The 19,396-nt window shown below is 55.7% G+C and carries 22 protein-coding genes; 12 read left to right on the top strand and 10 right to left on the bottom strand.

The annotated features are described in order from the left end of the window. The first annotated feature begins 170 nt into the window (after nt 1-170). The 4 genes from ctaD to L0666_RS10910 all read left to right on the top strand — a co-directional run bounded on the left by ctaD (nt 171) and on the right by L0666_RS10910 (nt 3,949). Nucleotides 171-1,844, top strand: a complete 1,674-nt coding sequence (gene ctaD, locus L0666_RS10925) for a cytochrome c oxidase subunit I (protein WP_235261339.1) — start codon at nt 171-173, stop codon at nt 1,842-1,844. Between the two features lie 71 nt (nt 1,845-1,915). After that, entirely contained in the window at nt 1,916-2,473 is a 558-nt protein-coding gene (locus L0666_RS10920; RefSeq protein WP_235261338.1) for a hypothetical protein, read from the top strand. Then, on the top strand, nt 2,473-2,991 hold the full coding sequence (locus L0666_RS10915) for a DUF2244 domain-containing protein (RefSeq protein WP_235261337.1): 519 nt from the start codon (nt 2,473-2,475) through the stop codon (nt 2,989-2,991). Before L0666_RS10920 ends, L0666_RS10915 begins: the two co-directional genes overlap by 1 nt. 49 nt (nt 2,992-3,040) lie before the next feature. Next, the gene (locus L0666_RS10910) at nt 3,041-3,949 is read left to right on the top strand and encodes a DMT family transporter (RefSeq protein ID WP_235261336.1); all 909 of its coding nucleotides are present in this window, start codon (nt 3,041-3,043) and stop codon (nt 3,947-3,949) included. Here L0666_RS10910 and L0666_RS10905 read toward each other — a convergent pair. Beyond that, nucleotides 3,946-4,404 carry a GatB/YqeY domain-containing protein gene (locus L0666_RS10905; protein WP_235261335.1) on the bottom strand — a complete coding sequence of 153 codons (459 nt, stop codon included), beginning with the start codon at nt 4,402-4,404 and terminating at the stop codon, nt 3,946-3,948. The two genes, L0666_RS10910 and L0666_RS10905, sit on opposite strands and share 4 nt — an antisense overlap. A 220-nt stretch (nt 4,405-4,624) precedes the next feature. Here L0666_RS10905 and carA point away from each other — a divergent pair, with 220 nt between their 5' ends. Both carA and L0666_RS10895 read left to right on the top strand, forming a co-directional pair. Further along, complete coding sequence (carA, locus tag L0666_RS10900; RefSeq protein WP_235261334.1) at nt 4,625-5,785, top strand: glutamine-hydrolyzing carbamoyl-phosphate synthase small subunit; 1,161 nt, start codon at nt 4,625-4,627, stop codon at nt 5,783-5,785. 77 nt (nt 5,786-5,862) lie between these two features. Then, nucleotides 5,863-7,794, top strand: a complete 1,932-nt coding sequence (locus L0666_RS10895; protein WP_235261333.1) for a glycosyltransferase — start codon at nt 5,863-5,865, stop codon at nt 7,792-7,794. Here the strand turns inward: L0666_RS10895 and L0666_RS10890 are convergent. After that, nucleotides 7,751-8,401, bottom strand: coding sequence for a GntR family transcriptional regulator (locus tag L0666_RS10890; RefSeq protein WP_235261332.1), 651 nt, complete (start codon nt 8,399-8,401; stop codon nt 7,751-7,753). The two genes, L0666_RS10895 and L0666_RS10890, sit on opposite strands and share 44 nt — an antisense overlap. Before the next feature lie 88 nt (nt 8,402-8,489). Between L0666_RS10890 and L0666_RS10885 the strand changes: the two genes are divergently transcribed. The 5 genes from L0666_RS10885 to L0666_RS17285 all read left to right on the top strand — a co-directional run bounded on the left by L0666_RS10885 (nt 8,490) and on the right by L0666_RS17285 (nt 13,356). Continuing rightward, nucleotides 8,490-9,134 (top strand): pyrimidine 5'-nucleotidase, encoded by a 645-nt coding sequence (locus L0666_RS10885; RefSeq protein ID WP_235261331.1) that lies wholly within the window; start codon nt 8,490-8,492, stop codon nt 9,132-9,134. A gap of 41 nt (nt 9,135-9,175) precedes the next feature. After that, a complete protein-coding gene (locus L0666_RS10880; RefSeq protein WP_235261330.1) occupies nt 9,176-10,372 on the top strand; it encodes a UbiH/UbiF family hydroxylase in 1,197 nt (398 codons plus the stop codon). Between the two features lie 97 nt (nt 10,373-10,469). Further along, on the top strand, nt 10,470-12,428 hold the full coding sequence (locus L0666_RS10875) for a DNA gyrase/topoisomerase IV subunit B (protein ID WP_235261329.1): 1,959 nt from the start codon (nt 10,470-10,472) through the stop codon (nt 12,426-12,428). 13 nt (nt 12,429-12,441) lie between these two features. Then, nucleotides 12,442-12,927, top strand: a complete 486-nt coding sequence (locus L0666_RS10870; protein ID WP_235261328.1) for a YbjQ family protein — start codon at nt 12,442-12,444, stop codon at nt 12,925-12,927. A gap of 297 nt (nt 12,928-13,224) precedes the next feature. Beyond that, nucleotides 13,225-13,356: a hypothetical protein gene (locus L0666_RS17285; protein WP_272492171.1), complete on the top strand. Its 132-nt coding sequence runs from the start codon at nt 13,225-13,227 to the stop codon at nt 13,354-13,356. A 35-nt stretch (nt 13,357-13,391) separates the two neighbouring features. On the opposite strand, the gene L0666_RS10865 is transcribed toward L0666_RS17285, so the two are convergent. Genes L0666_RS10865 through L0666_RS10855 form a run of 3 tightly spaced genes read right to left on the bottom strand, consistent with a single transcriptional unit; the run spans nt 13,392 to nt 14,389 of the window. Next, complete coding sequence (locus L0666_RS10865) at nt 13,392-13,565, bottom strand: DUF1737 domain-containing protein (RefSeq protein ID WP_235261327.1); 174 nt, start codon at nt 13,563-13,565, stop codon at nt 13,392-13,394. 17 nt (nt 13,566-13,582) lie between these two features. Further along, complete coding sequence (locus tag L0666_RS10860; protein ID WP_235261326.1) at nt 13,583-13,978, bottom strand: c-type cytochrome; 396 nt, start codon at nt 13,976-13,978, stop codon at nt 13,583-13,585. 9 nt (nt 13,979-13,987) lie between these two features. After that, nucleotides 13,988-14,389 (bottom strand): c-type cytochrome, encoded by a 402-nt coding sequence (locus L0666_RS10855; protein WP_235261325.1) that lies wholly within the window; start codon nt 14,387-14,389, stop codon nt 13,988-13,990. Nucleotides 14,390-14,506: 117 nt separating this feature from the next. Between L0666_RS10855 and L0666_RS10850 the strand changes: the two genes are divergently transcribed. Beyond that, nucleotides 14,507-15,184 (top strand): hypothetical protein, encoded by a 678-nt coding sequence (locus L0666_RS10850; protein WP_235261324.1) that lies wholly within the window; start codon nt 14,507-14,509, stop codon nt 15,182-15,184. Here L0666_RS10850 and L0666_RS10845 read toward each other — a convergent pair. The 5 genes from L0666_RS10845 to L0666_RS10825 all read right to left on the bottom strand — a co-directional run bounded on the left by L0666_RS10845 (nt 15,181) and on the right by L0666_RS10825 (nt 19,378). Continuing rightward, on the bottom strand, nt 15,181-15,822 hold the full coding sequence (locus L0666_RS10845; RefSeq protein WP_235261323.1) for a DUF3047 domain-containing protein: 642 nt from the start codon (nt 15,820-15,822) through the stop codon (nt 15,181-15,183). The genes L0666_RS10850 and L0666_RS10845 overlap by 4 nt on opposite strands. 84 nt (nt 15,823-15,906) lie before the next feature. Continuing rightward, nucleotides 15,907-16,866, bottom strand: coding sequence for an Ldh family oxidoreductase (locus L0666_RS10840; protein WP_235261322.1), 960 nt, complete (start codon nt 16,864-16,866; stop codon nt 15,907-15,909). Next, complete coding sequence (locus L0666_RS10835; RefSeq protein WP_235261321.1) at nt 16,863-17,540, bottom strand: ABC transporter ATP-binding protein; 678 nt, start codon at nt 17,538-17,540, stop codon at nt 16,863-16,865. Before L0666_RS10835 ends, L0666_RS10840 begins: the two co-directional genes overlap by 4 nt. Next, entirely contained in the window at nt 17,533-18,864 is a 1,332-nt protein-coding gene (locus L0666_RS10830; protein WP_235261320.1) for an ABC transporter permease, read from the bottom strand. The genes L0666_RS10835 and L0666_RS10830 overlap by 8 nt, the downstream gene beginning before the upstream one ends. A gap of 52 nt (nt 18,865-18,916) precedes the next feature. Then, nucleotides 18,917-19,378 carry a hypothetical protein gene (locus L0666_RS10825; protein WP_235261319.1) on the bottom strand — a complete coding sequence of 154 codons (462 nt, stop codon included), beginning with the start codon at nt 19,376-19,378 and terminating at the stop codon, nt 18,917-18,919. Nucleotides 19,379-19,396 lie beyond the last annotated feature (18 nt).

The raw sequence follows: 19,396 nt of genomic DNA, 5'->3' as shown, positions 1-19,396 counted from the left end.
GCGAAATCCATCTTAAAGCGCGGCGTATCCCCACCTGCGCCAATTTAACCCATGCAATTATGCACATGGGTAGTTGCTCTGCTTGGCCACCCCCTCTAAAACTCCCTCAAAGCCTTGGGATGAGTCTGTTCATCCCTCACTGATCATGTTGAAGAAATAGGGAGCGCCACATGGTAGACGCAGCCGTCCACGACCACGGGCACGAAGACAATCGCGGGTTCTTTACCCGCTGGTTTATGTCCACAAACCACAAAGATATCGGTATCTTATACCTGTTCGTGGCGGGTTTCGTCGGGTTCTTGTCCGTCTGTTTCACCGTTTATATGCGGATGGAGCTTATGACCCCAGGCGTTCAATACATGTGCCTAGAAGGCGCACGTTTGTTCCCCGCAGCTCTGAATGAATGTACTCCGAACGGTCACCTCTGGAACGTGATGGTCACCTATCACGGCGTCCTGATGATGTTCTTCGTTGTTATCCCTGCCCTTTTCGGTGGTTTCGGTAACTATCTGATGCCACTGCAAATTGGCGCACCTGATATGGCATTCCCACGTCTGAACAACCTGTCGTTCTGGCTGTTCTGTACTGGTGTTGCGCTTGGTGTCTGTTCACTGCTTGCTCCTGGTGGCAACGGCCAACTCGGCTCCGGTGTTGGCTGGGTTCTGTACCCGCCGCTCTCCACATCCGAGGCTGGTATATCCATGGATCTCGCGATCTTTGCGGTTCACGTATCCGGTGCATCGTCTATTCTTGGCGCGATCAACATGATCACAACATTCCTGAACATGCGCGCACCTGGCATGACCTTGCACAAGGTACCGTTGTTTGCTTGGTCCATCTTCGTAACTGCGTGGCTGATCCTTCTGGCTCTACCTGTTCTGGCCGGTGCGATCACAATGCTTCTGATGGATCGTAACTTCGGTACGACCTTCTTTGACCCTGCTGGCGGCGGCGACCCGATCCTGTACCAGCACATCTTGTGGTTCTTTGGTCACCCTGAAGTTTACATCATTGTTGTGCCTGCATTCGGCATCATCAGCCACATCGTTGCAACCTTCTCCAAGAAGCCGATCTTCGGTTACCTGCCGATGGTTTATGCGATGGTTGCAATTGGTGCGCTTGGCTTCGTTGTTTGGGCCCACCACATGTACACTGTTGGTATGTCCCTGACGCAGCAGTCCTACTTCATGCTCGCTACAATGGTGATCGCGGTGCCCACAGGCGTTAAGATCTTCTCTTGGATCGCGACAATGTGGGGTGGTTCCGTTACCTTCAAAGTTCCAATGCTTTGGGCGTTCGGTTTCTTGTTCTTGTTCACCGTCGGTGGCGTTACAGGCATCGTGCTTTCCCAAGCCGGCGTAGACCGTGCCTACCACGACACATACTACGTTGTTGCACACTTCCACTACGTGATGTCCTTGGGCGCCGTATTCGGTATCTTTGCCGGTATCTACTTCTACCTGCCAAAAATGGCAGGCCGGATGATGCCGGAATGGGCTGGTAAGGTTCACTTTTGGGCCATGTTTATCGGTGCAAACATCACGTTCTTCCCACAGCACTTCTTGGGTCGTAACGGCATGCCGCGCCGCTACATCGACTACAACGAAGCCTTTGCACTCTGGAACTACGTTTCCTCTATCGGTGCGTTCATCTCCTTCGGTTCTTTCGTGTTCTTCATCGTGATCTTGTTCAAGGTCCTGTTGGCTCCACGTAACTGCACTGAGAACAACCCATGGGGCGAATTCGCGGATACACTGGAATGGACACTCCCGTCCCCTCCACCAGAGCACACATTCGAGCAGCTTCCAAAACAGGAAGACTGGGATCACGCTCATTCGCACTAAACGACCGTGAGGTCTGATGAATACGGGCCTCGGCGGAAACGCCGGGGCCCTTCTTTTTTAGGGGCACATTCATGATTGTTTTTTGGGTCATCTTCATAGTTCTGGTCGGCGTACCGCTTATAATCCATGTACGCGGTAGGACCGTTGTTGCGCTCTCGGTCAGTGTCGCCGTGCTTTACCTAATTGCGATCATCGCGGTCTCATCCACTGCGGTAATCACAGCAATTGCTGACCTGTTCAGGACGTTAATCGGACCGCCCTATGTGTCCAGATCCGATTATGTCGAAGATACCTATTTTGTCGCAGGTAACGCCGAACAGCTGCTTGCTCCTATGCTAGTCTTCATGGCCATCGCTCTCGCCTTTTGGCTACTCGCGAGATGGGGCGCGCCGCTCCCTCATGACACTTTGAAGACCCTGTTCTGGATGCTGCATATCACTGTGCTCGCCCTGCCCTTCGCCGCTGCGGCAATGATAACGGCGGGCATGCCAAGGAGCTATCTGGAGGACACGAACGGAGCGAACCCAATGGTCGTTGCCACGTCAATCGTTTCGCTACTGACCTTCATTGCGGTGATTGGCTTCATCTGGATTGCAGCCAAAACGACCGTTCGACGGATACGCGCATAATGCCTGTTGAATGGATCACGCCAAATGCCACGCCCGAGCAAGACGCGCCCCTAAAGCAGGTTCACCTCTGGCCGTATAGGTCCCTGCTGCGCCGTGATTTCGTAATCTTCATCGCTGGCACATTGATGTTGGTTTTACTGCCAATGTTGGCTGTTCTCGGCTCTCCGGTCCTTTGGGGGCTGCTGCCCTTCTTTATCATCGCTATCGCGGGCATGTGGTATGCACTGCATCGCAGCTACAAAGACGGCGAAATCCTCGAAGACTTGTCGATCTGGCAGGACCGGATAACGTTGAATCACCATGACCCGCGCAAAGGCCACCATTTCTGGGAGGCAAATCCCTATTGGGTTCAGGTCAAAATCGACCCACATAATGAACGCATTCCCAACTATGTGACGCTCAAGGGAAACGATCGAGAAGTTGAAATCGGCACATTCTTGTCCGAGGACGAACGCGCCGTTCTTTATGATGAACTCACGGACGCCATTCGCGACGTCAGAAACGCAGTGCAGACTTAGGAGCAGGTTTCGGGTCGCACTTGCCTGACGTCCGCCATAGCGTGTCCTCATGACTGCACAACGCACCATCTCAACCCGAATCTGGGCTGAACTATTTCTTCTCGCGCTCATTTGGGGCGGGGTTTTCCTCGCGGTACGCCTAGCGCTCGACGAAGTGCCCTTTGTAACCTCCGTTGCCCATCGAGTGTTCTGGGCGGCGCTTATCTTATGGGGTTACGTTCTGGCGCGCGGCTTAATTGTCCCACGTGACCTTCGGACATGGGGCGCACTGCTGATAATGGGGTGCTTGAACAACGTCATCCCTTTCTCTCTTATGGCATGGGGACAGCTTCATATTGAATCTGGCTTGGCCTCGGTCTTCAATTCAACGACCGCCATATTCGGCGTCATAGTCGCCGCTATCGTCTTTGCGGATGAACGGCTCACGTTACGCAAGACCGTCGGCTCGGTCATCGGTTTTCTGGGCGTGGCGACCGCGATCGGGTTAGACTCCCTGCGCAACTTCGACATCACGTCCCTTGCCCAATTAGCCGTGATTGGTGGAACGTTGTCATACGCGTTCGCGGGTGCGTGGGCACGGCTAAAGCTCAACACGCTTGCCCCGCAAGTCGCCGCCGCAGGAATGCTGACAGGGTCCTCTGTGGTGATGGTCCCTGCAGCGTTCTTTATCGACGGAGTACCATCACTTGACATTAGCCTGACCGCCATTGGCGCAATCGCCTACTATGTGATCTTCGCTACGGCCGGCGCTTATTTGCTATATTATCGGATTCTTGCGGCCGCAGGGTCTGGCAATCTAATGCTCGTGACCCTGCTAATGCCGCCGATTTCAATCCTGCTTGGGGCTATTGTTCTCCACGAAACCCTGTCGCCCAATGTCTATATCGGACTGGGGATTCTTGCCTTGGGATTGATCATTTTGGACGGCCGCTTCATCGAACGGCTCAATCGTGATTAGCCGAGTTTGGACTTAACCAACGGTCCGACTTTTCCGAAATCAATCTGGCCAGTGTATTTCGCTTTCAAAATGCCCATGACCTTGCCCATGTCACGGATGCTGTCGGCACCGACTTCTGCAATGGCTGCATCGATTTGATTGGCGACTTCATCTTCGGACAACTGCCGTGGCAGGAATTCTTCGATAATGGTGATCTCGGAGAGTTCTTTTTCGGCCAGCTCAAGGCGCCCGCCTTCTTCATAGACTTTCGCGCTTTCTTGGCGCTGCTTGACCATCTTGCCAAGGATACCAAGAACAACGTCGTCGCCCACGCCTTCATCGCTTCCGTTGCCGCGTGCTTCGATGTCGCGATCCTTAATTGCAGCGTTGATCAGACGCAGAGTCGACAAACGATCTGCCTCTTTAGCTTTCATTGAGGCTTTAAGGGCCGCATTGACCCGAGCGCGCAATTCCATGTTGATTATCCCTAATCCTGTGAGCGGTAACAGTGGCGCGGACCATACTGCGAACGTATGGTGATTAACAAGCGCTCAAAAACCTGAAACGATTAGGGCGACGCAACGGCAAAAACCGCTCGATCCATGCCTTGACCATGCCAAGGCCAGCCCTTAGATAGCGGACAATTTGGCTGTGCTCGCTGCCCGCACGGCCCTTATTCATCAGGGGAAAAGACCAATGGCCAACACCAAGAAACCAACCGCATGCCTTGCTCTCGCTGATGGAACCGTTTTCTACGGCATGGGCTTTGGCGCGGTCGGAGAGACCACCGCCGAGCTTTGCTTCAACACCGCGATGACCGGTTATCAAGAGATCATGACCGACCCGTCCTATGCGGGCCAAATCGTGACGTTCACCTTCCCCCACATCGGCAATACCGGCGTAACCCCAGAAGACGATGAGACAGCGGACCCTTTCGCGGCTGGCATGGTCGTAAAATGGGACCCGACCGAACCAAGCAACTGGCGTTCTGTTGAAAAATTGGAACCGTGGCTCGAAAAGCGTGGCCGCATTGGGATCGGCGGCATCGACACGCGACGCTTGACCCGCGCGATCCGCCAGCAAGGTGCGCCACATGCAACACTTGCCCATGATCCAGATGGAAACTTTGACGTTGAAGCATTGGTCGCGTCTGCACGTGGCTTTGCTGGGCTCGAGGGTCTCGACCTCGCTAAGGATGTAACCTGTGCGCAATCTTACCACTGGGATGAAATGCGTTGGGCGTGGCCTGATGGCTTCCCGCGCCAAACTGCCCCGAAACACAAAGTCGTTGCCGTGGACTTCGGCGCAAAGCGCAACATCCTTCGCTGCCTTGCATCTGCAGGCTGTGATGTAACCGTTTTGCCAGCATCAGCCACCGCCGAAGACGTTATGGCGCACAATCCTGACGGTGTTTTCCTTTCCAACGGACCCGGAGATCCGGCGGCAACGGGCGAATATGCTGTACCAATGATCAAAGATATTTTGGCGAAGGACCTGCCGGTTTTCGGCATTTGTCTTGGCCACCAGATGTTGGCACTGGCCCTTGGTGCCAAGACCGTGAAAATGAACCATGGTCATCACGGTGCCAACCACCCTGTCAAAGACAACGATACGGGCAAGGTTGAAATCACGTCGATGAACCACGGGTTTACCGTTGATACTCAGTCCCTACCAAGCGGAGTGCGTGAAACACATGTATCGCTTTTTGATGGGTCCAACTGTGGTATCGCCGTCGAAGGTAAGCCTGTTTTCTCGGTTCAATACCACCCAGAAGCATCGCCAGGCCCAATGGACAGCTACTATCTGTTCGAACGGTTCTCAGCGGCGATGGCTGAACGCGCGGGTGCGAAAGTTTAACTATGTTACCAAGCCCTTAACGGCCCGTTAACCGTTTTGCCCCCACATTAGGGGCGGGACAGGTTAACGAGGCTTTGATGGCTCTTACGTTTAGCACACGTCGGCAACATATGTTGCCTGACGCTGGTAATGACGCGCGGCGGCTCGCTGAGCCCATAAGCGTTGGTGACATTCTTGGGCCAGATGGCGTCGAAAATGCAGTAACTGACGCGCGGCGTGACCGAAGTGGACGCGATGCTGCGGCTCTCGCAACTGCGCTACGTCACAGGCTAGGCCTCCCGCCCGAAACATTGGCACAAGTAGAAGCTGGGCTCATTGGGACGTCTGTAATCGACCCTGTCCTTGCCCCAGCGGACCCGCGACTGATCCAACAATTTGGCCCGGAACTGTGCCTTAAACATCGCGTGCTACCATGGCGTTCTTCCGCAGGTCGGGTCACTGTTTTGGCCACCTCACCGGATCGGTTCTTGCGAGTTCGAGACGCGCTCGTCGCCATTTTCGGACCGGTTCATTTGGCAATCACAACGAATGAAAAGCTGGACGTGGCTCTTAGCAAGATGTGCCATAAGACCTTGATCCATAATGCCGAAAAACGAACGAAACGGGTTGAATCTTGTCGAGGCTGGGACGCCGGCAAGGCCTTTCGTTGGGGCGGCGCGATTGTCTTCACCATACTTGCCTGTCTGATTGTTTGGCCAACGGTCAGCTTCCTCGTGCTGTGTGGTTGGGGTGTCTTTACTTTAATCCTGAACACCGTGCTCAAGGTTGCATCTGTGATTTTGCATCTCACGGCCAAATCCGACCCGCCCCCCGCAGCCGCACCACAACTGGCGCATCTCCCAGTCGTTACGATCCTGGTTCCACTGTTCCGAGAGCGCGACATCGCCGGCGCACTGGTTCAACGGCTGTCAAAACTAGATTACCCGACCGACCGCCTCGATGTGTGTTTGGTCCTTGAGGCCGATGACGCCACGACCCAAGAAGCCTTGGCGAAGACACAGCTTCCATTTTGGATGCGTGCTATTCGCGTTCCCTTGGGCACGTTGCAAACCAAACCACGGGCACTGAATTACGCGCTGTGTTTTGCCAAAGGGTCAATCATCGGGGTCTATGACGCCGAAGACGCCCCTGCGCCCGACCAAATCCATGTTGTCGTGAACCGTTTTGCCCAGCGCGGGCCGGACGTCGCCTGCTTGCAAGGTCGGTTGGATTTTTACAATTCGCATTCCAACTGGTTGGCGCGGTGTTTTACCGTCGAATATGCCACGTGGTTCCGCATTGTTCTTCCGGGTCTCGAACGGCTCGGCCTTGCGATACCATTGGGCGGGACAACATTGTTCTTCCGGCGCGAAATTCTGGAAGAATTAGGTGGTTGGGATGCCCATAATGTCACGGAAGACGCGGACCTCGGGATCCGGCTGGCTCGTCATGGATATCGCACCGAAATCATCGACACCGTCACCCAAGAAGAAGCCAATGCGCGGGCTTGGCCTTGGGTCAAACAGCGGTCTCGCTGGTTAAAAGGCTATGCCATCACCTATGGTGTTCACATGCGCAACCCTTTGAAGTTATGGCGTGACTTAGGCCCATGGCGGTTCTTCGGAGTGCAGCTTTTGTTTGCGGGAACCATCAGCCAATTCTTGCTGGCGCCTTTGTTGTGGTCATTCTGGTTGATGCTGTTTGGCGTGCCACATCCGCTAGATGGCGTCCTTGCGCCATCTGTCGCGATCACCTTTTCACTGATTTTTCTGGTGAGCGAGCTGATCGGGATAACGGTATCTGCCATCGCCGTGACGTCTACGGGAAAGCCGGACCTCATCAAATGGACGCCGACCCTGCACCTCTATTTTCCACTGGCTTCATTGGCAGCATATAAAGGCGTAATCGAACTGGCGACGAAACCATTCTACTGGGACAAAACCAGCCACGGCATCTTTGCCCCAGCTACGGAAAGCGTCGCAAACGTTAGCCAGCCTGTACGGCCTCTGCATCCAACCGCAGCCGAATAATATAGGCCTTGGAGATGTGTTCGCGAAGGGCTGCATCCGCCGCGTCGCCGTCCCCTGCCTCAATGGCACGAACGATAACTTCGTGTTCTTCCATCGTGTCCTTTGTCCGCCCTTCGGCCGCAATTGACGTGGACGCCAAAAGCGCCATAGATCGGTGAACCAGATCCAACTGCTGCACCAAGAACCGGTTATGAGAGGCTAGGTGAATTTGTTTATGAAACCGCCTGTTGGCGCGGCTCATTGCATCTGGGTCATCCACCAGCTTGCGGTCCGCCTCGAGCATATCGCGCAGAACGGCCAGTTCCTCGGGGGTTGCATGGCGTGCCGCCAGCCGCGCGGCCAAACCTTCAAGTGCACCGCGAACCACATAAAGTTCACTAAGCTGGCCATGATCCAGCGACGCAACAATCAAAGAACGCCCATCCCGAGTGAGCAAGCTCTGCGTCTCAAGCCGTTGCAAAGCTTCGCGAACAGGAGTGCGCGAAAACCCGAACCGTTCTGCCAATTCGCTTTCGACAAGCCGGCTTCCGGGTTTGTAAGTTCCTGTGTCGATCGCTTCTAGAATCAATTCGTAAGCGACTTTTTGTGGTTGTTCGTGCTGGGGCATATAAAATTCCTTGGTCAACAGTTTGTAGCCCACGGTTTCCCACGGTATCAACCCTTAGGATTTTAGAGCCAAACGGAACGGAAACCACATGGTCAAAGCGTCTTTCTCTCACGTGCGTGCTTGGGTCTTTGACCTCGACAACACACTGTACCCGCCTGCGGTTAACTTGTTCAGCCAAATCGAAGATCTTATGGCGACCTATGTTTCAAACGCGCTCAACATCAGCACGGCCAAGGCAAATGACTTGCGCAAGCACTACTGGGCGACTTACGGGACAACCCTTGCAGGATTGATGGCAGAACACGACTTGGACCCTGACCCGTTTTTGCATGCAGTTCATGACATTGATTTCTCCGTTCTGCCAAAGGCACCGGACCTTGCCCGCGCGATCCGCGCATTGCCGGGGCGCAAAATCGTATACACAAATGGATCGGAACCTTACGCGGAGAATGTTTTGGCCGCGCGTGGATTGGACGGGCTATTTGACGCCGTTTACGGCATCGAACATGCAGGCTATCGCCCAAAACCCGAACAGGCCGCCTTCGAAGCCGTCTTTGCCCTAGACAAGTTGCCAGCAGACCAAGGCGCGATGTTCGAAGACGATGTTCGCAATCTTGCGGCCCCCCATGCGATGGGCATGCGCACGGTGCATGTGGCCCCTTTAGCGGATCACCACGATCATATTCATCACCACACCGACGATCTGGCAGGCTTCTTGTCGCAGCTTGTCTAACGCGGCTTTCACGTGCCGCTGGCAAGGTTTAGACTAGTTATATGATGCAAACTGATATCTTCATTTCAGGTGGCGGCGTTGCGGGTCTTACCGCAGCAGCGGCCTTTGGCACGGCTGGATTTTCGGTCGTGATTGCGGACCCGATGCCGCCCGTGACCGATGAAACCGCCGACGGCGCGGACCTGCGAACAACGGCATTCCTTCAGCCTGCACGGGATTTCCTGGAGATTTCTGGGCTTTGGGCCCGATTGGCGCCCTTTGCGGCCCCGTTGCAAATCATGCGCATCGTCGATGCTGGCGGCGTGGACCCGACGGCCCGTGTAACCCGCGACTTTGATGCCGCCGATATTTCTGATTTGCCATTTGGCTGGAACCTCCCCAACTGGTTGCTACGCCGTGAAATGGTCGCGCGACTTGCTGAGCTTCCCAATGTGACATTCCTGTCTGGTGTCGGTTTTGAAAAGCTTCTGACCCGCACATCTCAGGCCCGCGTGACCCTGACAGACGGAACGCGCATCGCAGCGAAATTGGTCATAGGCGCCGACGGCCGTAACAGCCCAGTACGAACTTCGGCAAGTATATCAGCCAAGACGACGCGTTATGGCCAAAAAGCCGTGACATTCGCCGTCACCCACGAAGCGCCTCATGATAACATTTCAACCGAAGTCCACCGTACCGGTGGCCCATTCACTTTGGTTCCGCTGCCCGATCACGACGGCAAACCGTGTTCATCGGTGGTCTGGATGGAAGACGGGCCAGAAACCGCGCGCCTTGCTGCCCTCCCCGACGCCGAATTTAACCATGAGGCAACGCAGCGCAGCGCAAACACTTACGGCCCCCTTACCCTAGTTTCACCGCGCATGGTCTGGCCGATCATCAGCCAAGTTGCGGATAGAATGTCATCCGAACGTGTGGCCCTCGTCGCCGAAGCCGCCCACGTCGTCCCTCCGATTGGGGCGCAAGGGTTGAACATGTCACTGGGCGATCTGGCGTGCCTGCTGGACCTTGCCGCCGCTACCCCCGACACTCTCGGCAGCGCGGAGATGCTCAAGACCTATCACAATCGCCGCCATGCTGAGGTTAAGCTGCGCGTCAAAGGCGTGGACCTTCTAAATCGTGCAAGCCAAGCCGAAAACCCTCTGCTGCGCGACTTGCGCGCCAAAGGGGTGGATGCCCTTTACGGGTTGGCCCCGTTGCGCAAAACATTGATGAAGATCGGCTTGGGGGCCAAAGGTTAACCAAACCTGCGAAACCTTATCCACAGCCACGCAACCACACTTCCCCCTCTCCACGCGCCATGGCATACTGCTCAAAATCAAAACCAAAGAGCAGCACATGGCCAATGATCTTCTAAGCGGCAAACCCGCGTCCGACTACGATGCTTCCTCCATTCAAGTGCTTGAGGATATGGAGCACGTCCGCCTGCGCCCCGGTATGTATATCGGTGGTAAGGATGACCGTGCGCTGCATCACATGGTTGCCGAAATTGTCGACAACTCCATGGACGAAGCCGTTGCTGGCCATGCCACTTGGATTGAGGTCGAGCTTCATGAAAACGGCCATGTCACCGTGCGCGACAACGGGCGCGGCATTCCGACCGACCCGCACCCCTCCGACCCATCAAAATCCGCGCTTGAGATCATCTTTTGTACCCTGAACGCAGGCGGCAAATTCTCGGGCGAAAACTATGAGACTTCGGGTGGTTTGAACGGCGTTGGCTCCTCTGTGGTGAACGCCCTTTCCGATCACCTGCGCGTCGAAGTGGCCCGCAACAAAGAACTCGTCGCGATGGAATTCAGTCGTGGCGTCCCCCAGACAAAACTGGAAAACGTAGGCGCGGCCCCAAATCGGCGCGGTACGGCCGTTACGTTCCACCCTGACCCCGAAATCTTCGGCTCGTTGAAACTAAAACCTGCCCGCCTGTTCGCAATGGCCCGCAGTAAGGCCTATCTGTTCTCTGGCGTCGAAATCCGTTGGAAAACCGCCATTGCGGACGGCGACACCCCGATGGAGGCAAAGTTCCACTTCCCGAATGGTCTGGCGGATTACCTGACAGAACGTCTTGACGGCGCCACTGTCTATTCCGAACGCCCCTTCGCCGGCACCGTAGATTTTCGCGACAAGTTCAACGAAGCCGGTAAGGTCGAATGGGCGATCAACTGGACCCCTGCCCGCGACGGGTTCACCCTGTCTTACTGTAACACCGTCCCCACCCCCGAAGGCGGCACCCACGAACAAGGCTTCTGGACCGCCGTGCTGAAAGGTATCCGCGACTACGGCGACCGCGTGGCCAACAAAAAGGCCAAACTCATCAACCGCGATGACCTGACAACAGGCGGCTGCGCCTTGGTGTCCGTCTTTGTGCGCGATCCGCAATATGTTGGCCAAACCAAAGACCGTTTGTCCAATGAATCCGCGGCCAAGATGGTCGAAGGGTCTGTGCGGGACCACTTTGACAACTGGCTGGCCGCCGATACCAAAGCCGCGGGCGCGATCCTCGACTTCCTTGTGCTGCGAGCCGAAGAACGACTCAAGCGCAAACAAGAAAAAGAAACCGCGCGTAAGACCGCGACTGCGAAATTGCGTCTCCCCGGTAAGCTGGTGGATTGTTCCTCCAAAGACCGCGACGGCACTGAACTGTTTATCGTTGAGGGTGACTCTGCGGGGGGCTCGGCCAAAATGGCGCGGGATCGTAAGACCCAAGCGTTGCTGCCCCTGCGTGGTAAGATCTTGAACGTGCTGGGGGCTGCGTCCTCAAAGCTCGGCACAAACGCTGAGATTAGCGATCTGACGCAGGCCTTGGGCGTGCAGCTCGGCGCGAAATTCAACGTCGATGATTTACGTTATGACAAGGTCATCATCATGACCGATGCGGACGTCGACGGCGCGCATATCGCAGCCCTGCTGATGACATTCTTCTTTAGCCAGATGCGCCCGATGATCGACGAGGGGCACCTGTATCTGGCCTGCCCGCCCCTGTTCCGCGTCACCCAAGGGGCCAAGCGCGAATACTGTCTGGACGAAGCGGAAAAGAACGCGGTGCTGGCCAAGGGCCTTGGTGGGTCGGGTAAAATGGACGTCAGCCGCTTTAAGGGTCTGGGCGAAATGGACGCGAAAGACCTGAAAGAAACCACGATGGACGTAAGCACCCGCAAACTGATCCGCGTGAGCATTGACGAGGATGAACCGGGCGAGACAGGTGATCTGGTCGAACGTTTGATGGGCAAGAAACCGGAAATGCGGTTCCAGTACATTCAAGAGAACGCGCGGTTCGTTGAGGAGTTGGATGTTTGAGTGAGGTAAACGAATGGCTACCTGTGTAGGATGTCAGCAGTCCCATTTTGGAATATTTCAATTGAAAGCTGGGTTCTGTGAAGAATGCCGAAATAAAAGGGAGGCTAGCGCGTCTGCCAAAGCCGAAAAGCGCGCCGCTGTTTCAAGCAAGACCAACATCGAAGACATTTTGCTAACGACAGAAAATGATCCCCAAGGCCTTCTCATCGAAGAAAGGCTTGGCATCATCAGCGCAGAGTGTGCTTTTGGGATGCATGTCTTTAAGGACCTTTTCGCAGGAGTGCGCGACATAGTAGGTGGCAGATCTGCAGCTGTACAAGACACGCTGCGCGACAGTCGCGAGGTAGTATTACACGAATTGAGAATGGAAGCGGCACAGGTCGGCGCGGATAGCGTTATTGCAGTAGATTTTGAGTATGTTGATCTAAGCACTTCAGGAAACATGGTTCTGCTCGTAGCAAATGGAACAGCCGTAAGAACGAGAGTACAGAGCACTTAAGCCCGAGCCATGGGGCGGGTGCGAAGCGCCCTCCCCATGGGGGAGGTTCGGGCGCAGCCAAGTCTTTGATTTGGCAGGGGTTACCACCGCAGATCGGCCCCAGAAATCATCCACCTTGCTATCCCGTGTCCAAAGGCGCACCCTGCCCCTGCAGGTCCGCGCCTATTCAAAAAGACGCCTTCCCGCTGCCTTGCTGGCTGCATCGCCCTGACCGCTACCGCTCAGGCAACCCTGCCCTCCGCTTTGCACCCACCCGCGCCGCATCCGCTGCGTGGCATCAATTCAGGAGACGTCCCCATGTCCAAAGGTAAAAGCGCCAACAAACGCGAAGCAAAGAAGCCAAAACAGGAAAAGCCAAAGGTTTCAGCGACCTCGAACAGCAATCTCAACAAAGATGGCATCATGATCGCGGGCAAGCGGGCGAAATAGCCCGCCATCAGGGAAAATGCCCCACCAACGCGCCGCTAAAACCGATCCGCGTATTTCACCATGGCTTGCGAATAGGCCGAACGAAACCCGTCCCCGCGTGGGCTGATGGATAGCGCTCCGTAGGGTTGCCAGCCGTCATGGATTGCGGCTTCAACGTTCTTGCCCAGAACTTCTGGGTCTTCTTGCGTCAGGATTTTATATTCTGTCACGTGTTGCGTGTGCGTTATCATTCCGCCTGTATCCCTTCCAGAAACGCGACAACATCCGCCAAGGTGCGCGATGTCATCATCGGTTGGCCAGTTTCCAATTTGATCGGGGTGTCATTGCCTTCAAAATAGTCACCATAAACGGGCATCGGTGATCCGTGGCTGACCAACGGGTCGCGCCCGTCGATGCGCATGGCCACACGCGTGGTCGGAAAGACGCCGTCATTGCGATCCGCCAGCAGCGTCAAATCAGGGGGTTGCAAGATCAATGTCGCCGACATCGGCCCGCCGCCCTGTGCATCCACGCCGTGGCAGGTCGCGCAATAGGTTTGATAGATCAACTGGCCCTCAAGCGCGTCTTGTGCCGCCAAAGGGGCCGCCAGAACGGCCAACATAGCTGCTAAGGTCGTCTTCATCGCAAACTCCTATTCTTGAATGGACTCCAGATATGTTCCGAGCGCCAACAAACGCGCGGGGATCGGGGTCACTTCGCCGTTGTCATCTTCTACCAAAACAGTTGGTCCCATGCCTTCGGCGCCAAATTCCGGCATCGCGGCGCTGAACTCTGGATCGCGGTGGAACCCGTCAATCACACCCAGCACGTAATCGCGGGGAAAGACGCCGCCATTGTCGGCTGCAAGCACCGTCAAATCAGATGGCATGTTGAACAGCTGTTGGCCAAATTCGCCCATGCCTTTGCCGTCGCTGCCGTGACAGGCCGCACAGTTATTCTGAAATAGAAATTCGCCAGCCTCGACGCTGACATCCAGTTCTTGCTCAACACAGCCCGCCAAAAGCAGCGGTGCAATCCATAGGGTATGTTTCATGATCGTCTCCCTTTTTCTTTAGCCTAAACCTTAGGAGAGCGAGCACCTTGATTCAGATCAACGTGAAGTCAGGCACCTCTCTTTCCCTTTGGGCGATGTGCGCTTAGGCTTTGGGTCATGCGAATTCTCATGGCCTTTTTGATCTTATGTGGCTGCGCCCGTGGCCTAAGCGACGGGGAGCGCGCGCTTATGTCCCCGATCATGGGGGACACCTTTGTCGCCGAGGATGCGCGCCTGATGGAAGTGGGCGTTATCGGCATGGTGACGCGCACCTACCCGACCCGTCCCCAGACCACCTGTCGCGAACGGATCAACCCACCGCCAACAGGCCCGACGATCCAGACCCGAACGGCAGGTGCTGTGGCCTGGACCCATGTGTTGACCAATCCCGACTGGACCTTGCCCGATTACGCCCCCCGCTACCCAGAGGCGATCAACCTGTCCGCTGCGCTGTATTTCGCCCATGAGATGACGCACATCTGGCAATGGCAAAACCGCGCGACAACGGGCTATTCGCCATTTCGCGGGTTGGCGGAACACAAGCCGGGGGCCGACCCCTATCTGTTAAAGGCAGACAGCGAAGTCGCATTTCATGATTTAGGATATGAGCAACAGGCGGTTTTGATCGAAGAGTTTATCTGCTGTCGCACGCTCGCGCCGAACGGTGCGCGCACAGAACGGCTGTATGAAACGCTGTCAGCTGTGATGCCCGTGCAGCACCCGACACAAACCCCAAAGCCCGATGAGGTCTTTGGGGTCTATGAAGATGCCGATCTGCGCGGGGTTTGCGACTAGCGCACCGCGAGGTTTGAAACCGATGCGCGGATCGTTGAACCCGTGTCATCACTGTCTGCCGATACTGCAACACCAACCAATGCACCGATGCTTCCACCAAATGCCGCAGCGTAATCGCTGGCAAGGTTTACGCTTTCAGAATTGCTGCCCGTTCCAGCGGAACGCAGAATGACGTTTGCCCCTTGACCGGGAGCGTAAGGCGACTGTTGGATCGCGCCACGCGAATGGTTTCCACCCCAGACGTACTGCAAGATGCGCACATTGGGGTTGCTATTAAGCTGACGAATGTTCGCGCCTTCCATTGATGCGGCGTCGGCCTCTGGCAGGAATACGAAATAAACAGAGATATTGCGATCATCCCCGCCCTTTCGGCGCAAGTCGGTCGCGGGAACGGATTGATCGACAGACCAATTCCAAGACGCCGAAGTAGACCCCCAATCGCTACGGCCTGTACGTGCCCAAGCAAGGGACACCCCACCATCAGATGCGATGCTCATGGAGCCGCCGTTGAAGGAGTAGTCGTTAGAGTTGAACAGTTGCAAACGTTGTTCGTTCCAGTTCCCGCCAAAGGAAATCGGGCCAGCCGCCGCAGCTGAGGCCGCGAGAACAACAGGAAGAGCAAGAGACAAAATACGCATAAGAACACCTTTCGTTTTGTTGAAAGCACGTTGACCCAAAATCGGTGGCAATCTCAACGAAAGGTTGCGGTTCTCACGTGAATGTCAGGCCGACGCGAGCGCGCGTGATGCGCTCCATAATGCGTCAGGCACGTCAATCTCGCCCATTGGCTCTCGATTTTGGCCGGGAATGCGCGCGCCGTCTTGTTCAGCAACAGCTTGCGCCACACGAGACAGCCGCGCTGCGAAGTCTGCACCGGGTTCCATCAGGATATAGAACTGGCCAAGGTCATGTGGCTTACCATCGGGCAGCTTTAGCCCGCTGACATCCAATGAGTTTACCGATCCGGTCATGCCTGCCGCAAGAACTTCGGCCATCAGGCCGAAGCCCCAACCTTTGTAGCCCCCCGCCGACACCAAAGCGCCCTTGAGCGCGGCGTCGGGGTCGGTTGTTGGCTGGCCGTTGGCATCCACAGCCCAGCCGAGCGGTATTTTTTCACCTGCAGCTTTCGCCATTGTGATCTTGCCAAGCGCCACAGCTGAGGTCGAGAAATCCCAATGCATTCCGCCATCCGGCAAAGACATCGAAATAGGGTTGGTCCCGATCACGGCCTTGTTGCCATTAGGGGGGGCCACCACAGGGGATGCATTGGTAAATCCTATGCCGACCAACCCTGCGGCTGCGATTTGTTCTGTAAAAAACCCAAGCGACGTGCAGGTGTGCGCATGGGCAACGGCCAGCGTGGCCACGCCGTTTTCCTGTGCAGCTTTTACTGCATCTGGCAAACCACGGCTAAACGCTGGCTGTGCGAACCCGAACCGTGCGTCTGCAATAACTTGACCTGCCTTCGGACGGCTAATGACTGGCTCGACCTTCCCGTCCACTCGGCCTGACGCCAGCTGAGTGCAATAGCTTTCAAGGTAGTAAAGGCCGCAGATGACATTGCCAAAGGCTTCGGCGCGGGCCACTGCACGGGCCACTTCACGTGCTTGCCACGCACCTGCCCCGTGGGCAGTCATCGCAGCCTTCGCCGCGTCCTCGATTTCGGAAACGAATACCTTCATGCGATCAACCCTGCCTCTAGTTTCACCGTGCGATCCATCCGCGCAGCCAGTTCCAAATTATGCGTTGCGATAAGCGCCGACAGCCCCGAGCTACGCACCAATTCCATCAATGCATCGAAAACGCGGTCTGATGTGCCGGGATCAAGGTTTCCCGTTGGTTCATCAGCCAGCAGCAATCTCGGCTTATTGGCGAGCGATCTACAAAACGCGACACGTTGTTGTTCACCACCCGACATCGCGGCCGGACGATGATCCGCACGGCCATCAACACCAACACGGGTCAGCAGGTCCATGGCGTGGGCCTCAGCCTCGGCCTGAGGTATCCCATTCGCCAGTTGCGGCAACACGATGTTCTCCAACGCCGAAAACTCAGGAAGCAGATGGTGGAACTGATAGATGAACCCTACATCATTGCGCCGCACAGACGTGCGCTTACGGTCCCCCAGCGCGGTCATGTCTTCGCCACCGATGGCGACCGTGCCCTCGTCCGGCGTGTCCAATAGTCCTGCTATATGCAACAGCGTAGACTTTCCCGCCCCTGATGGGGCAACCAGCGCCACGACCTCGCCTTTGGCGACTTGCAACGACACTCCGCGCAATACTTGCACTTCGTTGGGCTTACCGTGGTTATACCCTTTACGAAGGCCATCCAGTTTCAGGGTCAGATCACTCATAGCGCAGCGCCTCTACAGGGTTCATCCGCGCAGCACGGCGGGCAGGGAAAATTGTCACGATCCAAGACAGGGACAGCGACAGAGCAACAGCCTTGAGCACGTCATCCAGTTCCAATTTAGCGGGGATCGCATAGATGCCGCGAATAGACGGATCCCAAACACCGCCACCGGCCACATAATTAATCAGCGCGAAAATTTGGTCGATGTAGATGACGAACAAACACCCGAGCACCACACCCAAAATCGTACCGATCGTACCGAGGCCCGCGCCGCAAATAAAGAAGATGCGCAAGACCGATCCTTCGGACAGGCCCATCGTACGCAGAATACCGATATCGCGCCCCTTGTTCTTCACCAGCATGATCAGCCCGCTAATGATGTTCATTGATGCGATGAGAACCAGAATAGCCATGATGACGAACATTACGTTATCTTCGACAGTCAGGGCCCGCAGGTAGGCGCCTTCATTGTCTTTCCATGAATAGAGAAAACTCTCTGGGCCAAGTTCAAGGTAAAGCGGCTGTATCCACTCATCCACGCGGTCTGGATCTTCAACGTAAATCTCGATTTCGTCATGCATGCCATCGCGATTAAAAAAGCTCTGCGCATCGGCCAGCGGCAAGTACACGCGGCTTACATCCGTCAGGTAGCGCCCTGTTTGAAAAATATAGGCCACGTCATAGGCCACACGCCGCGGAGAGCGCCCAGCCGCCGTCTGAACGCCTGTGGCAGACAACAAATTGATCCGGTCCCCAACCTGCACGCCCAGTTTGCGCGCAACACCAGATCCCAGCGCAATGCCACCGCCCAAATCATCCGGCCCGAAGTCTTCGATCGCGCCAGAGCTGTTTTGCGGGTTCAACACCAACGGAATGTTCATCAAATCTGTCAGCGTGATCCCATACACTTGCACAAAGGACGATTGATCTGCCTGAGTAGCCAGTCCTTCACCTCGCACAATAGGCGCGGCACGGGTGATCCCGTCCAATGTGCTGAGCTGAGCTGCCAAAACATCGCCGTTTGCAATCGTGTCGATGCGGCGGGTCACATCAACAGACTGATCCCCTTGGGTGACTGTCACGGTCTCCATGAAATTCTGTCGGACTGTCAGATGTGCATTCGCTCCCACAATCGTATCGACGAAATCGGCCCGAAACCCGCTGCGCACGGCTAAGACCGCGATCAAGGCAAACACGGCCAAGGTAACGCCAATCAGTGAAATCCACGTCATGATGCTGACGCCGCCAGTCTCGCGTTTGGCGCGTATATAGCGCCATGCGATCATCCATTCGAAACGGGAAAAGGGGGCTGTTTTGCCTGCCATGTTGCGATGCCTTTTATTTTTATCCTCACCTAAAGGGCGAAGACGCATTGGGTCAACTCTCAGACAGCGATAGACGACCGTGTACCGAGCGGATTAGCGCCGTTGCGCGAACATCATCAGCATCCTTAAACGTGATAATGACGGTTCCAATCGTCGCAGATTTAGAAGCATCGCCAAAACCGCAACTTGTATGATGTATAGATGATCTATCCGCCAGAGTACCGCCTATCGAGTACCTGTCATCTCGACAATGAGAGAACGCTATTTGGGCTCCGACCTCGTTTAGGGCCCGCTTTGCGTCCTTGAAATGATAGTCCAACCCATCGTGATCGTATTCAGTGATGACACGCACCAAAACACCGCCATCCTCGGTGGCAAACGCCTGAGAGGTCGGCGGATCGTAGTGCGGCTTGTCTTGCAGGACCGTTGGATCAGGCACCTCGGTAAACTCGGGCGGCAGGTCGAATTGGGCCAATCGGCGTTTGGGGGCAACGAGCAATGTCGTTTCCCCCATAATCAGACGCCGTAGCCA

The sequence above is a fragment of the Octadecabacter algicola genome (genome assembly GCF_021532625.1).
Taxonomy (GTDB): Bacteria; Pseudomonadota; Alphaproteobacteria; order Rhodobacterales; family Rhodobacteraceae; genus Octadecabacter; species Octadecabacter algicola.
This window is presented reverse-complemented; position numbering and strand designations above follow the sequence as displayed.

Bases quoted from the DNA above. Each gene is read 5' to 3' on its own strand.
- ctaD (WP_235261339.1), top strand. From the start codon at position 171: ATGGTAGACGCAGCCGTCCACGACCACGGGCACGAAGACAATCGCGGG.
- L0666_RS10920 (WP_235261338.1), top strand. From the start codon at position 1,916: ATGATTGTTTTTTGGGTCATCTTCATAGTTCTGGTCGGCGTACCGCTT.
- L0666_RS10915 (WP_235261337.1), top strand. From the start codon at position 2,473: ATGCCTGTTGAATGGATCACGCCAAATGCCACGCCCGAGCAAGACGCG.
- L0666_RS10910 (WP_235261336.1), top strand. From the start codon at position 3,041: ATGACTGCACAACGCACCATCTCAACCCGAATCTGGGCTGAACTATTT.
- L0666_RS10905 (WP_235261335.1), bottom strand. From the start codon at position 4,404: ATGGAATTGCGCGCTCGGGTCAATGCGGCCCTTAAAGCCTCAATGAAA.
- carA (WP_235261334.1), top strand. From the start codon at position 4,625: ATGGCCAACACCAAGAAACCAACCGCATGCCTTGCTCTCGCTGATGGA.
- L0666_RS10895 (WP_235261333.1), top strand. From the start codon at position 5,863: ATGGCTCTTACGTTTAGCACACGTCGGCAACATATGTTGCCTGACGCT.
- L0666_RS10890 (WP_235261332.1), bottom strand. From the start codon at position 8,401: ATGCCCCAGCACGAACAACCACAAAAAGTCGCTTACGAATTGATTCTA.
- L0666_RS10885 (WP_235261331.1), top strand. From the start codon at position 8,490: ATGGTCAAAGCGTCTTTCTCTCACGTGCGTGCTTGGGTCTTTGACCTC.
- L0666_RS10880 (WP_235261330.1), top strand. From the start codon at position 9,176: ATGATGCAAACTGATATCTTCATTTCAGGTGGCGGCGTTGCGGGTCTT.
- L0666_RS10875 (WP_235261329.1), top strand. From the start codon at position 10,470: ATGGCCAATGATCTTCTAAGCGGCAAACCCGCGTCCGACTACGATGCT.
- L0666_RS10870 (WP_235261328.1), top strand. From the start codon at position 12,442: ATGGCTACCTGTGTAGGATGTCAGCAGTCCCATTTTGGAATATTTCAA.
- L0666_RS17285 (WP_272492171.1), top strand. From the start codon at position 13,225: ATGTCCAAAGGTAAAAGCGCCAACAAACGCGAAGCAAAGAAGCCAAAA.
- L0666_RS10860 (WP_235261326.1), bottom strand. From the start codon at position 13,978: ATGAAGACGACCTTAGCAGCTATGTTGGCCGTTCTGGCGGCCCCTTTG.
- L0666_RS10855 (WP_235261325.1), bottom strand. From the start codon at position 14,389: ATGAAACATACCCTATGGATTGCACCGCTGCTTTTGGCGGGCTGTGTT.
- L0666_RS10850 (WP_235261324.1), top strand. From the start codon at position 14,507: ATGCGAATTCTCATGGCCTTTTTGATCTTATGTGGCTGCGCCCGTGGC.
- L0666_RS10845 (WP_235261323.1), bottom strand. From the start codon at position 15,822: ATGCGTATTTTGTCTCTTGCTCTTCCTGTTGTTCTCGCGGCCTCAGCT.
- L0666_RS10840 (WP_235261322.1), bottom strand. From the start codon at position 16,866: ATGAAGGTATTCGTTTCCGAAATCGAGGACGCGGCGAAGGCTGCGATG.
- L0666_RS10835 (WP_235261321.1), bottom strand. From the start codon at position 17,540: ATGAGTGATCTGACCCTGAAACTGGATGGCCTTCGTAAAGGGTATAAC.
- L0666_RS10830 (WP_235261320.1), bottom strand. From the start codon at position 18,864: ATGGCAGGCAAAACAGCCCCCTTTTCCCGTTTCGAATGGATGATCGCA.
- L0666_RS10825 (WP_235261319.1), bottom strand. From the start codon at position 19,378: ATGGGGGAAACGACATTGCTCGTTGCCCCCAAACGCCGATTGGCCCAA.